Annotated in this window: 14 protein-coding genes; 2 read left to right on the top strand and 12 right to left on the bottom strand. The window is 66.6% G+C overall.

Annotation, left to right across the window (positions count from 1 at the left end; all coding sequences use genetic code 11):
• Positions 1 to 29: 29 nt before the first annotated feature.
• From argB to KXD98_RS13115, 6 genes are read right to left on the bottom strand one after another with little or no spacing between them, the layout of a single operon-like run.
• Complete coding sequence (argB, locus tag KXD98_RS13140) at positions 30 to 902, bottom strand: acetylglutamate kinase (RefSeq protein ID WP_260764837.1); 873 nt, start codon at positions 900 to 902, stop codon at positions 30 to 32.
• On the bottom strand, positions 899 to 2,137 hold the full coding sequence (argJ, locus tag KXD98_RS13135; RefSeq protein WP_260764836.1) for a bifunctional glutamate N-acetyltransferase/amino-acid acetyltransferase ArgJ: 1,239 nt from the start codon (positions 2,135 to 2,137) through the stop codon (positions 899 to 901). Before argJ ends, argB begins: the two co-directional genes overlap by 4 nt.
• Positions 2,092 to 3,135 carry an N-acetyl-gamma-glutamyl-phosphate reductase gene (gene argC, locus KXD98_RS13130; RefSeq protein WP_396883045.1) on the bottom strand — a complete coding sequence of 348 codons (1,044 nt, stop codon included), beginning with the start codon at positions 3,133 to 3,135 and terminating at the stop codon, positions 2,092 to 2,094. The genes argJ and argC overlap by 46 nt, the downstream gene beginning before the upstream one ends.
• A gap of 32 nt (positions 3,136 to 3,167) precedes the next feature.
• Positions 3,168 to 5,666 (bottom strand): phenylalanine--tRNA ligase subunit beta, encoded by a 2,499-nt coding sequence (pheT, locus tag KXD98_RS13125; protein WP_260764834.1) that lies wholly within the window; start codon positions 5,664 to 5,666, stop codon positions 3,168 to 3,170.
• The gene (pheS, locus tag KXD98_RS13120) at positions 5,666 to 6,709 is read right to left on the bottom strand and encodes a phenylalanine--tRNA ligase subunit alpha (protein ID WP_260764833.1); all 1,044 of its coding nucleotides are present in this window, start codon (positions 6,707 to 6,709) and stop codon (positions 5,666 to 5,668) included. Before pheS ends, pheT begins: the two co-directional genes overlap by 1 nt.
• A 50-nt stretch (positions 6,710 to 6,759) precedes the next feature.
• The gene (locus KXD98_RS13115) at positions 6,760 to 7,590 is read right to left on the bottom strand and encodes an adenylate/guanylate cyclase domain-containing protein (protein ID WP_313901282.1); all 831 of its coding nucleotides are present in this window, start codon (positions 7,588 to 7,590) and stop codon (positions 6,760 to 6,762) included.
• 143 nt (positions 7,591 to 7,733) lie between these two features.
• Here KXD98_RS13115 and KXD98_RS13110 point away from each other — a divergent pair, with 143 nt between their 5' ends.
• Positions 7,734 to 8,732 (top strand): oxygenase MpaB family protein, encoded by a 999-nt coding sequence (locus KXD98_RS13110; protein WP_260764832.1) that lies wholly within the window; start codon positions 7,734 to 7,736, stop codon positions 8,730 to 8,732.
• A gap of 4 nt (positions 8,733 to 8,736) precedes the next feature.
• Positions 8,737 to 9,987, top strand: coding sequence for an acyl-CoA dehydrogenase family protein (locus KXD98_RS13105; protein ID WP_260764830.1), 1,251 nt, complete (start codon positions 8,737 to 8,739; stop codon positions 9,985 to 9,987).
• Between the two features lie 108 nt (positions 9,988 to 10,095).
• Here KXD98_RS13105 and KXD98_RS13100 read toward each other — a convergent pair whose 3' ends face one another.
• The 6 genes from KXD98_RS13100 to infC form a co-directional block, all read right to left on the bottom strand.
• Entirely contained in the window at positions 10,096 to 10,413 is a 318-nt protein-coding gene (locus tag KXD98_RS13100; RefSeq protein WP_260764829.1) for a hypothetical protein, read from the bottom strand.
• Between the two features lie 143 nt (positions 10,414 to 10,556).
• Complete coding sequence (locus KXD98_RS13095; RefSeq protein ID WP_260764828.1) at positions 10,557 to 11,633, bottom strand: PE-PPE domain-containing protein; 1,077 nt, start codon at positions 11,631 to 11,633, stop codon at positions 10,557 to 10,559.
• 356 nt (positions 11,634 to 11,989) lie between these two features.
• Positions 11,990 to 12,733 carry an RNA methyltransferase gene (locus tag KXD98_RS13090; RefSeq protein WP_260764825.1) on the bottom strand — a complete coding sequence of 248 codons (744 nt, stop codon included), beginning with the start codon at positions 12,731 to 12,733 and terminating at the stop codon, positions 11,990 to 11,992.
• 23 nt (positions 12,734 to 12,756) lie between these two features.
• Complete coding sequence (gene rplT / locus KXD98_RS13085; RefSeq protein WP_260764823.1) at positions 12,757 to 13,146, bottom strand: 50S ribosomal protein L20; 390 nt, start codon at positions 13,144 to 13,146, stop codon at positions 12,757 to 12,759.
• Positions 13,147 to 13,198: 52 nt separating this feature from the next.
• Entirely contained in the window at positions 13,199 to 13,393 is a 195-nt protein-coding gene (gene rpmI / locus KXD98_RS13080; protein WP_260764822.1) for a 50S ribosomal protein L35, read from the bottom strand.
• A 6-nt stretch (positions 13,394 to 13,399) separates the two neighbouring features.
• On the bottom strand, positions 13,400 to 14,005 hold the full coding sequence (gene infC, locus KXD98_RS13075; protein WP_260765176.1) for a translation initiation factor IF-3: 606 nt from the start codon (positions 14,003 to 14,005) through the stop codon (positions 13,400 to 13,402).
• Positions 14,006 to 14,133 lie beyond the last annotated feature (128 nt).

Below are 14,133 nucleotides of genomic sequence, written 5' to 3'. Positions count from 1 at the left end.
CCAGCGGTGCAGAAGCGTCGATTCGTCGCTCAATTCCCCACCACCTTGGTGCCGGTACCTTCGTCGGTGAGCAGTTCGACCAGCACGCAGTGCGCAACCCGGCCGTCGATGACGTGGGCGCTCGGCACACCGCCGTTGATGGCCCGCAGACATGCTTCGATCTTGGGCACCATACCGGCTTCCAGCGTCGGCAGCAGCTGTGTCAAAGCCGCTGCGTCGATCTCACTGACCAGCGTGCTGCGATCCGGCCAGTTGGTGTAGAGGCCCTCGACATCGGTGAGCATCAACAGCTTCTCGGCGCCCAGCGCCTCGGCCAGCGCGGCCGCGGCGGTGTCGGCGTTGATGTTGTGTACCACGCCGTCGACGTCGGGCGCGATCGTCGAGACCACCGGGATGCGTCCTGCCCGGATGAGGTCGACCACTGCGTCGGTGTTGACCTGCGCGACGTCGCCGACCAGCCCGATGTCGGTGGGTACACCTTCGACGAGCACCGAACGCCGCTGCGCGGTGAATAGTTGCGCGTCCTCACCGGTGATCCCGACCGCGTACGGGCCGTGAGCGTTGATCAGGTTAACCAGTTCCCGGCCGACCTGACCGAAGAGCACCATGCGGGCCACATCGAGAACTTCGGGCGTGGTGACGCGAAATCCCCCCTTGAAATCGCCGGCGATGCCCAGCTTCTTGAGCATCGCGCTGATCTGCGGGCCGCCGCCATGGACCACGACGGGCTGAATGCCGCAGTTTCGCAGGAACACCATGTCGTCGGCGAACGCGGACTTGAGCATGGCGTCGGTCATCGCGTTGCCGCCGTACTTGATCACGACGATCCTGCCGTGCAGCGCCTTGAGCCAGGGCAGCGCTTCGGCCAGCACGTTGGCTTTATCCGGGGTCTGCAAGGTCATGAACTGTAAGCCGAGTTCTCTTCGACGTAGGCGTGTGACAGGTCGGTGGTGCGGATCGTCGCCGCGGCCGATCCGACGGCAAGGTCCACGGTGACCGCGATGTCCTCGCCGGACAGGTCGACCTCGCGGGCGCCGGGCGTGCCAACGCTGTCGACGCACACCGGAAATCCATTGAACGACACGGCGATCCGGTCGGCATCCATCTCGACGGGGGCCATACCCACCGCGGCGAGCACCCGCCCCCAGTTCGGGTCGGAGCCGAACAGTGCCGTCTTGACCAGGCTGTCGCGGGCGATAAGCCGCGCCGCCACCACGGCGTCGGCCTCGGTGACGGCGCCGGTGACGGTCACCGCAATGCGCTTGGTGACACCCTCGGCGTCGGCTTGCAGTTGCGCGCACAGGTCGTCGCAGACCGCCAACATCGCGGAGTCGAGCTCGTGCTGACTGGGCGCAATCTCGCTGGCTCCCGAACTCAGCACCAGCACGGTATCGTTGGTCGAGCAGCTGCCGTCGACATCGAGCCGGTCGAAAGTCTGCGCCACAGCCCGGTCCAGCGCCGCGCGCAACGCGTCAGGACCGGCGACGGCGTCGGTGGTGATGACACACAGCATTGTCGCCAGCGAGGGAGCCAACATCCCGGCGCCCTTGGCCATACCGCCCACCGTCCACTTGTCCGGATGGTGCAGCGCAACCTGTTTGGGCACGGTGTCGGTGGTCATGATGGCACGGGCGGCTTCCTCACCTCCGGTCAGCCCACCGGCCATCTCGTGCACGATCTCGCGGACCCCGGCCAGAACCTTCTCCATGGGCAGACGGTCGCCGATCAAGCCGGTCGAGCAGACCGCCACTTCGATCGCACCGGTTTCGGTACCCCAGTCCGACAGCGCCGAGGCCACCGCTTCGGCGGTGGCGTGGGTGTCCTGGAACCCCCCGGGCCCGGTGCAGGCGTTGGCCCCACCGGAGTTGAGGATCACCGCGCGCAACCTGCCGGTGGTCAAGACTTGCTGGGACCACAGCACCGGGGCCGCCTTGACCTTGTTGCGGGTGAACACCCCGGCCGCGGCGTAGTCGGGACCTTCGTTGAAGACCAGGGCAAGATCGGCGGCACCGGAGGCCTTGATGCCGGCAGCGATCCCGGTCGCCCGGAAACCTGCGGGAGCAGTGACCCCCTGGGTGCGCAGCAGACGCGTCACGGCGCGACTCCGACCGTCGACAACCCGGCCGTCTCCGGCCATCCGAGCGCGAGGTTCATCGACTGCACGGCAGCTCCGCCCGTGCCTTTGACCAGGTTGTCGATGGCGGCGATGGCGACGAAGGTCTGAGCGTCCTCATCCAGCGCCACCGCCAGGTGTGCGGCATTGCTGCCGATCACCGAACCGGTCCTGGGCAGCTGCCCGTCGGCGAGCAGACGCACGAACGGCTCGCCACCATAGGCTTTTTCGTATGCGGCCCGCAGCTGGGACAGCGAACTGGTGGTCCGCGCGGTGCAGGTTGCCAGGATGCCCCGCGACGTCGGGATGAGGACCGGGGTGAAGGACACGCTGACCGGCGCGCCGGACACCGCGGTCAAACCCTGAGCGATCTCGGGGGTGTGGCGGTGCTTACCACCAATGTTGTAGGCCCGGGCCGAACCGATCACCTCAGCCCCCAGCAGATCGACCTTCGCGGATCGGCCCGCTCCGGAGGTGCCGCTGACCGCTACGACGGAGACCGCCGGCTCGATCAACCCTTCGGCCAACGCCGGCCACAGTGCCAGCAGCGCCGCGGTCGGGTAGCAGCCGGGCACGGCGACGCGCTTGGTGTTGCGCAGTCGGTCCCGTCCGCCGGGCAGTTCAGGCAGTCCGTAGGGCCAGCTGCCCGCGTGGTCAGAGCCGTAGAAGCGCTGCCACACCTGGGCATCGGTGAGCCGAAAGTCGGCGCCGCAGTCGATGACCAGCGTGTCGGGACCGAGCTGTTCGGCCAGCGGGCCGGAATGCCCGTGCGGCAACCCGAGGAACACGACGTCATGACCGGCCAGGGCACCGATCTCGGTAGGTTCGAGCACGCGATCAGCCAGCGGCCACAGGTGCGGATGGTGCTCACCCAGAACCGATCCGGCGCTGGCCGCAGCGGTCAGCGCACCGATGGTCAGCCGACCCTCGGTGTAAGCCGGGTGGCCGAGGAGCAGGCGGAGGATCTCGCCACCGGCGTACCCGCTGGCACCGGCGACGGCGACGGAGGTCATGGCCAACATTCTGCATGGTTATGCATAAGCATGCAAACCCATTACTTGCGCTGGACGGCTCCGTGCCGGCGGGCCGCCGCCTCGACCGCAGCGTCGCGCATGGCGCTGGCCTCGTCTTCGGTCAGGGTCCGGTCGGGGGCCCGGAACCGCAGCGCCAATGCCAGTGACTTGCGGTGTTCACCGATCTGCGGGCCGGTGTAGACGTCGAACAGTCGCACGTCCTCCAACAACGGGCCGGCCCCGTCGCGGACCGTGTCGATCACGCTTTGCGCCGCCACGCTGCCCTCGACGATCAGGGCGACATCCTGGAACACCGCAGGGAACGGCGACACGCCCGGCGCCGGTAACCGCTCGGTGATCGGCACGGCGTCGAGGTCGATCTCGATCGCGCAAGTACCCTTTGGCAGGCCCGACCGTTCGACCACCGCCGGGTGCAACTGCCCCGCATGGCCGACCACCTGCTCGCCGATCAGCAACTCCGCGCAGCGCCCCGGATGCCACGGCAGATACTCGGCAGCTCGGAATACGAAGTCCACGCCGGCAGCGCGGCCGACGACCCGGACAGCCTCGAAGGCATCGGCGGGCTCGACGCGACGACCCGGACCCCACGGTCCGGCAAGCTCGCGCAAGCCGGCCAGCACCGCCGCGACGTGCTGAGGCTGGTGCGGCAGCGACGCGTCGAGCATCGCGATTTCATCCTCGGTGGGCCGCCGGTCGTTGGGGATGCGCTCGACCGCACGAGTCTCGCTGGTGGGCTCGACCACCTGGGCGATGGCGAACAAAGCCACGTCGACCGATCCGCGGGAGACGTTGCGCGACAGTGCCTCGAACAGGCCCGGCAACAACGTGGTGGCCAGTTGGGGGCGGTCGGCCTCGAGCGGGTTGAGGACGTGGGTGGTGTTGCGGCGGACATCGTCAGCCGGCAACCCCCACTGCTCGAAGACCCCGGCAGGCAGGAACGGCGTGGGCAGCACCTCGACGAACCCGCTGAGCGCCAACGACTTACCGATCGCCCGGCGGCGCTTCTGGACGGCTGTCAAGCCCCGTCCGGCAGGAGCGGCCGGCAACACCGACGGGATTACGTCGAGGCCCTCCAGGCGCATCACCTCTTCGACCAGATCCGCGGGTTGGCGCAGATCAGGGCGCCAGCTGGGCGGCACGACGGAGACCTGATCGCCGTCAACGGTCACCTCGGAGCCGATCTGGCGCAGCCGCTGCTCGGTGGTGCCGGCGGGATAAACAACCCCGGCGGTCCGGTCGGGCAGGTCGGCTGCGATGGTGACCGCCGGGGGCGACCAGTTGCTGCGCGGCGGCTCGCCCCGCCAGTCGGTCAGTGTCGGTTCGACTGTGCCACCGGCGATCTCAGCCAGCAGCGCTGCGCAGCGGTCCAGTGCGGCCACCGACACCGCCGGATCGACGGTGCGCTCGTAGCGCCGTCCTGCCTCACTGTAGAGCCGTAGGCGTCGCTGGGTGCGGGACACGGCGGCGGGGTCCCACACCGCGGCCTCGAGCAGGACGTCGGTGGTGCTGTCACGCACCTCGGTGGTCCCCGCCCCCATGACGCCGCCGATTGCCGCGGTGGCGACGTCGTCGACGATCAGCACGTCGGCGGCATCCAGTGTGCGTTCGACGTCATCGAGTGTGACGACCTTCTCCCCCATTTCGGCGAACCGGACCCGGAACCCGCCCGATATCAGCGATCGATCATGGGCGTGCATCGGATGACCCAGTTCGAGCATCACGTAGTTCGTCACGTCGACCGCCGGCGAGATGGCCCGGATGCCACTGAGCAGAAGCCGACGCTGAACCCACCACGGCGACACCGCGCTTGGATCGATCCCGGTGACCGGTCGCAGACCGAAGCGCAGCACGCCGGTGCCGGCGTCGATGGTCACCGGCAGCGCTTCCCCCTCGGCCGGCAGCGGCGTGACTCGCGCCGGGTCGAAGGCGGGGTCGACGTAGTCGACGCCGTAGGCGTTGGCGACCTCACGGGCCATCCCACGCACCGACAGGCAATAGCCCCGGTCCGGGGTGATCGCGAGGTCGAAGACCACATCGTCGAGCCCGAGCACGTCGGCCGCGGGCGCGCCGGGTTCGGCGGTACCCGCCGGCAGCACCAGAATCCCGGTGTGATCGGAGCCGAGGTTGAGCTCCGAAGCCGAGCAGATCATCCCGTCGGAGGTGCGCCCATAGGTGGTGCGGGTGGCGATGGCGAAGTCGCCGGGCAGCACGGCGCCGGGAAGGGCGACCACGACCAGGTCGTCGACCGCGAAATTAGTTGCACCGCAGACGATGTCGCGCGGATGACTTTCACCGACGTCGACCTTGACCGCGCGGACGGGCTTCTTGAAGCCGGTCAATTCGTCAATCTCGACGACCCTGCCCACCACCAGTGGTCCGGTGACGGGTCCGAGTCGGATGATTTCCTCGACTTCGTGTCCGATCCGGATGAACGTCTGCTCAAGCTCCTCGGGCGTGACGTCCCAACCGGGGGCGCCCACCGACACCACGTCGCGCAGCCAGCTGTACGGGAGGCGCATCAGGCTCCCGCCCCGAACGGCAGCGAGAACCGGATGTCTCCCTCGACCATGTCGCGCATGTCCGGAATACCGTTGCGGAACTGCAGGGTGCGCTCCAATCCCATGCCGAAGGCGAAGCCGGAGTAAACGTCGGGGTCGATACCGCACGCGCGCAGCACATTCGGATTGACCATGCCGCAGCCGCCCCACTCCACCCAGCCCGGTCCGCCCTTCTTGTTCGGAAACCAGATGTCGACCTCGGCAGAAGGCTCGGTGAACGGAAAGAAGTGCGGCCGGAAGCGGGTGCGCCCCTGCGGGCCGAACTGGGCCCGGGCGAACGCATCCAGCGTTCCGCGCAGATGCGCCATCGTCAGGCCCTGATCGACGGCCAGACCCTCGACCTGATGAAAGACCGGCGTGTGGGTCGCGTCGAGTTCGTCGGTGCGGAAAGTGCGTCCGATCGAGAAGATGTAGACGGGCAGCTCGCGCTCCAGCAGTGCGCGAATCTGCACCGGAGAGGTATGCGTGCGCAGAACCTGCCGGGAACCGTCCGGCGCCACATGGAAGGTGTCCTGCTCACTGCGCGCCGGATGGTCGGGCGGAAAGTTCAGCGCATCGAAGTTGAATTGCTCGGTCTCGACCTCGGGACCTTCGGCGAGCTCCCAGCCCATCGCGATGAAGGTGTCGGCGATGTTCTCACCCAGGATCGTGATCGGGTGCCGCGCACCGATGGGCTGACGTGTGGAGGGCAGGGTGACATCGATACGTTCGGCGACCAGCACGGCCGCGTCGCGCTCGGCCCGCAGCTGGGCCAGCCGTTCGTCGTAGGCACGCTGCGTATCGGCGCGTGCGACGTTGACACGCTTGCCGGCGTCGGCGCGGTCGGCCTTGGGCAGCGCGCCCAGGGACTGTCGCGCCAGCGCGACCGGTGAGCGGTCACCGAGGTGCTCGGTCTTCGCCCGGGCAAGCTCGTCGAGGCTGGTGGCCGCACCGAACGCACGCCCGGCTGCGCTGACCGCTTCGGCCAGCGCATCGTCTGAGAGGTCTACTGGCTGATCAGCCACCCGGCGATCATAGGCGATGCCACCGAAGGCCCTTCGAGTGCGCGCTTCTCCTAGGGCGCCTCAGCAGGTTTGAGCCGGTACATGGCGAAATCCGGCGGCACACCGTCGGCCTTGGGAGCGAACAGTTGTCTGCGCAGCTTGCGCGCCGTCACACCCAGGGTGTCGAACTCTTCGGGCGGGATCCGCTCCAGAGCCGCCTGCGAGACCACCAATTCGCCGCGGGTGGCGCGCTCCATCACGCGCGCCGCCAGGTTCACGTCCACACCCAGCCAGTCCGAGCCCAAACGCTGCGGACGGCCGGTGTGCACTCCCACCCGCATCCGCGGTGTGTAGTCGTCGACCTCGAGAACCTTGACTGCTTCGCGGGCGGTCAGCACCGCACGCACGGCCGTCGTCGGGTCGGCGAATACCGCCATCAGCCCGTCACCCATTCGCTTGACGATGTGACCGCCCGATTCCAGTAGCGGCGGCTCCACCACCTGGGAGATACGCCGCAGCAGGCGCAGTGTGGCGTCGTCCCCGGCAGTCAGCGACCACGCCGAGAAGCCCACCAGGTCGGTGAACACGAGGGTGACCTCGGCGTTGGCCGGCCGACCCGAGACGCGTTCGGTGAGCGCCTGCCAGACCTGCAGTGCCCCCAGGCTCACCTCGCGGGTCACGGCGCTGCCGTCGAGCAGGCGACTGGCGGCCCGGGCTGCTGCGCGAGGGCCACCGACCCCGGCCACCGAGAGCGGATCGCCGAAGTCGGGATCTCCCGGCAACGCCTTGCGGGCTCGCCGCACCAGGGAGATGACACCGGTGTGTTGGTTGGCGATCCGCAACCAGTCGATCGGCCCGGATGCCGGGCCCCGTGTCTGTTCACCCGGCGGGTCGTCGTCCACGACGCTCAGCCTAATCCAGCGCAACACACCCGATAAAGCAGCAGGTCACGGCCAAATGCCGGCCGGATGGAGGGTCCGTAACGCCTGCGCGACACACGATCCGACTCGTAGACAACCAATGTTGTCAACAGTACGTTGGGGGGGTGCGAGACAATCCCCTCGGCCCGGATTCGCTGACGTGGAAGTACTTCGGCGATGTCCGCACCGGCATGCTCGGAGTGTGGATCGGGGCGATCCAGAACATGTACCCGGAGTTGGGTGCCGGTGTCGAGGATCACTCGATCCTGTTGCGTGAGCCGCTGCAACGGGTGGCCCGTTCGGTGTACCCGATCATGGGGGTGGTCTACGACGGCGAGCGTGCCGCACAGACCGGCGCACAGATCCGCGGCTACCACAAGACCATCAAGGGCACCGACGCCCACGGACGCCGTTACCACGCGCTTAACCCCGAGACGTTCTACTGGGCCCACGCGACGTTCTTCATGCTGATCATCAAGACCGCCGAGTACTTCTGCGGCGGGCTGACCGAGGCCGAAAAGCGCCAGCTGTTCGACGAACATGTGCAGTGGTACCGGATGTACGGGATGAGTATGCGTCCGGTGCCTGAATCGTGGGAGGGCTTCTGCGAGTACTGGGACCGCAAGTGCCGCGAGGAGCTGGAGATCAACCAGGCCACGTTGGACATTTTCTCGATCCGCATTCCCAAGCCCCGGTTCGTGCTGATGCCGACCGTGCTGTGGGATCAGTTGTTCAAGCCCATGGTCGACGCTCAGCGGTGGATCGCTGCGGGAGTGTTCGATGCGGCCGTTCGCGAAAAGGCGGGTTTGCGATGGACGCCGGGCGACGAGATTCTGCTGCGGCTGTTCGGCAAGGCAGTCGAGATCGCGTTCCTCGCCGTCCCCGACGAGATCCGGCTGCATCCCCGTGCCGTGGCCGCCTACCGGCGCACGGAAGGCAAGACTGCAGTCGACGCTCCGCTGGTGGAAGCGCCGTCCTTCATGGCACCGCCACGGGACCGCCGGAATATGCCCATGCACTACTTCCCGCCGCACAAATCGCTGCTCAACCGTGTCGGGTCGCTCATCCACACCACGTTTTCGCTGGCCGGGGTACGCCCGCCGAACGCAGATAAGGCAGCCTGAAGCCATGCTGGAATGGTCTGACGTTGATATTGCCGTGCGTGACGCGGTCCGCGAGTTCGTCGACAAGGAGATTCGGCCTCATGTCGACGCGCTGGAAAGCGGCGAGATGGAGCCCTACCCGATCATCCGGAAGCTCTTCGCCACGTTCGGCATCGCCGACATGGCCCGCGAATCGCTGAACAAGCGACTCGAGCGGCTGCGCGGCGGAGAGGTGACGGTGGCCAAGGGCGCAGGCGGGGGCATGTTCGGCGCGGGCGGTTCGCCGGGGATGGGCTTCGTGGTGGTCAGTGAGCTCTGCCGGGTCAGCATGGGCGTGGTGACCGGTATGGGCGTCAGCCTCGGTTTGACCGTCCCGACCATCATGAGCCGGGGTACCCTGGCGCAGCAGGAACGCTGGCTGCCGGACCTGGTGACCTACGACAAGGTCGGCGCGTGGGCCATCACCGAACCCGACTCGGGATCGGATGCCTTCGGTGGCATGAAATCCTATGTGACGCGTGACCCCAATGGTTCGGGCGACTACATCCTCAACGGGCAGAAGACATTCATCACCAATGGTCCCGATGCCGACGTGGTGGTGGTCTACGCCAAGCTCGAAGAGGGGAACCCGTCGATCGACAAACGCGACCGCAAGGTCCTGACCTTCGTACTCGACAAGGGCATGCCGGGTTTCGTCCAGTCCAAGCCATTCCACAAGATGGGGATTCACTCCTCCCGCACCGGTGAACTGTTTTTCAATGACGTCCGACTCGGCAGGGATCGACTGCTGGGTGAGACCGAGGACAACAGCGCCGGCGATGGCCGTGAAAGCGCGCGGTCGAGTTTCTCCGCCGAGCGCATCGGGGTGGCTGCGATGGCTCTGGGTGTCATCGAGGAGTGCTTGCGCCTGAGTGTGGATTACGCGAAGTCACGCACGCTGTGGGGCAAGGAGATCGGACAGTTCCAGCTGATCCAGTTGAAGCTGGCCAACATGGAAGTTGCACGAATGAACGTGCGCAACATGCTTTTCCGGGTGATCGAAGCCTCCGAGGCCGGCCAGCCCGTGTCGCTGGCCGAGGCCTCGGCCATCAAGTGGTACTGCTCGCAGGCGGCTACCGACGTCGCGATGGAAGCCGTCCAACTGTTCGGAGGCAACGGCTACATGACCGAGTACCGGGTCGAGCAGTTGGCCCGCGATGCGAAATCGTTGATGATCTACGCCGGGAGCAACGAGGTACAGATCACTCATGTGGCCAAGGGGTTGTTACGCGACTGAGACCGGTGAGGGGTGGTACGTCCTTGGGCCACACCGGTCACGACCAGACCAACCACCGGCAGATGCCCGGCTCATAGCGACAGCGCAGCGACAAGACGCCACGGCCGGTCATGCCGCACCGGTCGCCCCGTCCCCTCCCCGAGCCTGCTGGCGCAACGCCCATACCCGCAGATCGATACGGTAGGCGGTGGCGCGCAGCAGATAACCCTGTCGGTACCGACCGCGGCCGACACGAATCACCCGCTCGCGCAAACACTCCCATCGCAGCGCATCCGATACCACCTTCCAAGCCCGGTCCCCGACTTCGAACCCGTGGTAGTCCGGGCAATCGATGAGCTCGTCGACAGTCGCTACTCCGCGCTCGTGAATGTAGGTCGTCAAGAGGTACCGCTGGTCGAGGCCACGTACCAACGTTTTTCTCCGCATGGTCGGACGATGACATGCCGGGCTGACACGACGGCCGTGTCGCTGCGTTGTCGCTGCGAGGCGGGCACTCGCGGGCCCTTACTTCGCGAGGTACCGCTGTGACCGGTGTGACTGCAGAGTATTGCGTGATATTTGTGGCTCAGCTACGGGTTTCGTCCGGTCGACGTCCGGGACTCGCCTGATCCCGTGGAGGATCGGACCCCCGCGCGGCTGCCGGCCCGGCGCACCGACGTCTCACCGGCGTCGGTCGCGCGCGACGGCCGTGTGCGCTCCTTCGCCGGCAACGGCGGATCGGCGACGAGGTCTGCTCGGTCCGTGAGGTCCGCGAGGTCCGCGGTGACTTTGGTCTCGCGCACGGCGGGTGACTCGACCGGCACCAACTCCTCTGCGGACGTGTCGGTTTCGACCTTCGACCGCTGCGCAACAGGTGTCCTCGCGGACTGTGTCGGCGCCGCGGGACGGTCGTAGGCGGCATCGATGATCGGTCGCAGGCTCGCGTCCAGGTACCGCACGAAGGGATTCGTGCCGAAAGGCGCCAGCGGACGCAACAACGGCAGGATCGGCGTGGGAATCAGGATGCTCGTTGTGGTTCCGCCCAGACTATTGGTGGTCTCGATGTAATAGGGCGCCTCCCGAGGCACGGTGTTGATGTCGTAGAACGCGGCGTTCACATGCAGCTGGGTAGCACCCATCAACGCGTTGACCACGGCCAGGAAATTCCTCGGATCGTCCGGCCAGTCGGCCAGGCCGTCGTACTCGGCTTTGACGATAAGAATGTCGTATGGGGTTTCTGGCAGCGGACGATACTCGACCCCGTTGCTCTCGAACACGGTGCGGTTGGGATAGCCGTAGATGACGGCATTGAGTTCCTCGCGCGGCGGTCGGTCTGGATCTGCCATCAACCGACGCAGTACCTCGTCGATCACCGGCCCGCCCTTGGATACTCCGCCGATGGTCTTCGGTCCGGCTGTCCGCTCGATGGCGGCCATCATGTTGTCGGAACCGACATCGATCGAGTAGGCGAAGGTCGACCAGCCGGGGAACGGCACCTTGACGAGGTCGTAGTCCGCGAAATACCCACCGAGCGCGGAGCGGATCTGTTGTTCGTTCAGTTCGGCGTAGGGCCCTGCCCCGCCGACGATCAGCGCGGTCGCGCCGTGGGCCACACCGGGTGCGAACCCGATGGCCACGGCGCTGAGTAATACGAAAATTCTCTTCATGGCCCCCCTGCCACTGTGATTCCCCTGGCGATTCGCTGAATCTGCAAGAGCGAACGTAGTCCCAGCCTACCGGATGGTGACCACAGTCACCCGCACGATATTGACGGGTGGGCAACAGCAAACCGGCAAGCCGATGATGCCAGCCGGCGACGCCGCTTTGCTGTGAGCCAAAAAGGCAGTACAGCAATGAGTTCCGAGGGTTCGCCACGTCGTCATGGCGCGGTGAGATGCTGCCATGATCAGCTATGGATCTCCGAGGCGGACGGTGCGTCGGCCGGCAGACGGGAGCCCAGGCTACGCAGAACCGACGATGTCAGCTAACTCTTGATGATCAGCTGAGGATCAGAACAGCGCCCTTATCGTCGATGCGCCCGGGCGCTCTGGTACAAGCAGATCGCGGCGGCAGCAGCGACATTCAGACTCTCGGCACTACCGGCCATGGGAATGCGCACTCGCACGTCCGCGGCAGCCGCGGTGGCCGCAGACAACCCGTGAGCCTCGGATCCGAACAGCCAGGTGGTCGGTCCCGACAGCGGCGCATCATCGAGCGGCACCTCGCCGTCGATGGTGGTGGCCAGCACCGTCATGCCCGCTTCCTGCAGCGCGGTGATCAGCGCGGCGGTATCCGGCGCCTCGAGAACTGGCAGCGCGAAGATGCTGCCCGCCGACGACCGCAGGCACTTGGCGTTGTATGGGTCGACGGCGTCGCCCGAAAGGACCACCGCGTCGGCGCCCATGGCATCGGCGAGCCGTATCAGCGTTCCGGCATTACCGGGATCGGCGATCTGTACGGCCACGGCCACCAATCGTGGCCGACTCTCCACGAGGTGAGACAGCGACGCCTCGGGCATCGTGCACACGGCAACCAGACCAACCGGAGTCACGGTATCCGACAGCGCCTTGGCGGCGCGCTCGGTGACCAGTTGGACCGGAACGTCTGTCAGCAGCGTCTGAAATCGCTGTACGGCAACCTCGGTGGCGAACACCTCGGAAACGACTCCGCGCCGCAACGCTGCCTCGACGAGATTGGGGCCCTCGGCGAGGAAGCGTGCGGCGCGGCGGCGCCCGGTGTGGCGGTGCAGCTTGGTCGCCGCGACCACCCGGGCAGATCGCTCGGTGAGGGTCAGGCAGCCTCGCCTGACGGAGCGTTGACATCGGCGGGCAGCGCAGCCTTGGCAGCCTCCACCAACGCGGTGAAGGCGGCCGCATCGCTGACGGCGATCTCGGCGAGATTCTTACGATCCACCTCGATGCCGGCGGCCTTGAGCCCTTGGATCAGCCGGTTGTAGGTGATGTCGTTGGCGCGGGCGGCCGCGTTGATCCGCGAGATCCACAGCTTGCGGAACTCGCCCTTGCGGGCGCGGCGATCCCGGTAAGCGTAGGTCAAGGAGTGCAGCTGCTGTTCCTTGGCCTTGCGGTACAGGCGCGACCGCTGGCCGCGGTAACCCTTGGAAGCCTTGAGGATTGTGCGCCGCTTCTTCTGCGCGTTGACTGCGCGCTTCACGCGTGCCATGGGGTGTTCCTATCTCGTACGGGTCAGTTCAGGGGCTCAACGGCGGAAAAGCTCAGCCGTCCAGCATCTTCGCGATGCGCTTGGTGTCGTTGCCGGACACTGTGGTGCGGCCGTCGAGGCGGCGGGTGCGGCTGGACGGCTTGTGCTCCAGCAGGTGCCTACGGTTTGCCTTCTGCCGCACGATCTTGCCGGTGCCGGTGCGACGGAACCGCTTCGAAGCGCCGCTGTGGGTCTTCGCCTTGGGCATGTTTCCTCAGTTCTGTGGGTCGGTCTGATGGTCGGCCTGCGCGCCGCCGGATCCCCGGGCCGGCGCATCGGCGTCGTGCGCCGCCTTGGCGCGAGTCTTCGCGCCGCGGTGCGGTGCCAGCACCATCGTCATGTTGCGGCCGTCCTGCTTGGCCGATGTCTCGACGAAGCCGTATTCGGCAACGTCGGCGCCCAGGCGTTGCAGGAGCCGGAAACCCAGTTCGGGCCGCGACTGCTCGCGTCCGCGGAACATGATCGTCACCTTGACCTTCGACCCCGCCTCCAGGAAGCGGATGACGTGACCCTTCTTGGTTTCGTAGTCGTGCGGGTCGATCTTGGGACGCAGCTTCTGTTCCTTGACGACGGTCTGCTGCTGGTTCTTGCGAGACTCGCGCGCCTTCTGGGCCGTCTCGTACTTGTACTTGCCGTAGTCCATGATCTTGCAGACCGGTGGTCTGGCGTTGGGAGCTACTTCGACGAGATCGAGATCAGCATCCGCGGCGACGCGGAGAGCATCTTCGATGCGCACGATGCCTACCTGTTCACCGCCCGGTCCGATCAGGCGAACCTCAGGTACGCGAATGCGCTCGTTGACGCGGGTCTCAGTGCTGATGGGGCCTCCCTGGATAGTGCCTGCTGTCCTCAGGAGTGCCCACGCCGTCGACACCCTGTTCCTCAGAACAGAAAGCCCTGCTCAATGCAGGGCCCAGTGCCGACCAGAACAGACATCATCGATGTCTG

This window comes from Mycobacterium sp. SMC-4 (assembly GCF_025263265.1).
In the GTDB taxonomy this organism is placed as follows: Bacteria; Actinomycetota; Actinomycetes; order Mycobacteriales; family Mycobacteriaceae; genus Mycobacterium.
Note: the sequence above shows the minus strand (reverse complement) of the source record. Positions and strands in the feature narration are given on the sequence as shown.

Bases quoted from the DNA above. Each gene is read 5' to 3' on its own strand.
- argJ (WP_260764836.1), bottom strand. From the start codon at position 2,137: ATGGCCGGAGACGGCCGGGTTGTCGACGGTCGGAGTCGCGCCGTGACG.
- KXD98_RS13095 (WP_260764828.1), bottom strand. From the start codon at position 11,633: ATGAAGAGAATTTTCGTATTACTCAGCGCCGTGGCCATCGGGTTCGCA.
- rplT (WP_260764823.1), bottom strand. From the start codon at position 13,146: ATGGCACGCGTGAAGCGCGCAGTCAACGCGCAGAAGAAGCGGCGCACA.
- argB (WP_260764837.1), bottom strand. From the start codon at position 902: ATGACCTTGCAGACCCCGGATAAAGCCAACGTGCTGGCCGAAGCGCTG.
- argC (WP_396883045.1), bottom strand. From the start codon at position 3,135: ATGTTGGCCATGACCTCCGTCGCCGTCGCCGGTGCCAGCGGGTACGCC.
- KXD98_RS13105 (WP_260764830.1), top strand. From the start codon at position 8,737: ATGCTGGAATGGTCTGACGTTGATATTGCCGTGCGTGACGCGGTCCGC.
- KXD98_RS13100 (WP_260764829.1), bottom strand. From the start codon at position 10,413: ATGCGGAGAAAAACGTTGGTACGTGGCCTCGACCAGCGGTACCTCTTG.
- rpmI (WP_260764822.1), bottom strand. From the start codon at position 13,393: ATGCCCAAGGCGAAGACCCACAGCGGCGCTTCGAAGCGGTTCCGTCGC.
- pheT (WP_260764834.1), bottom strand. From the start codon at position 5,666: ATGCGCCTCCCGTACAGCTGGCTGCGCGACGTGGTGTCGGTGGGCGCC.